This is a genomic window from Pseudomonas sp. SMN11 (genome assembly GCF_052041945.1).
GTDB lineage: Bacteria > Pseudomonadota > Gammaproteobacteria > Pseudomonadales > Pseudomonadaceae > Aquipseudomonas.
On sequence record NZ_JBKGGW010000109.1, the window covers coordinates 1 to 299 of the forward strand.

The 299-nt window shown below is 52.2% G+C and carries 1 protein-coding gene; it reads left to right on the plus strand.

Annotated elements, in window-relative coordinates; genetic code table 11:
- The coding region (locus tag ACLEJU_RS28775; protein ID WP_440776793.1) for a DDE-type integrase/transposase/recombinase at positions 1-299 on the plus strand (299 nt) is incomplete at both ends.

A 299-nucleotide genomic window follows, 5' to 3' on the forward strand; every position in this document is an offset into this window, starting at 1 on the left:
TTATCTTTCGCCAGTGATGGATTTGTACAACGGGGAAATCATCGCCTATGAGACCGCGAGTCGCCCCCAGTACAGCCTGGTTGGAAACATGCTGGATAAAGCACTCAATACCTTGGGGGAAAAGCCCAAGCTAGTGCTCCACACCGACCAGGGATGGCAGTACCAGCAGGCTCAATATCGTCACAAGCTCCGCAGTCGCGGCGTGAAGCAGAGCATGTCTCGTAAAGGCAATTGTCTGGACAATGCGGCTATGGAAAGCTTCTTCGGTACGCTCAAGTCAGAGTTCTTCTACCTCAAGT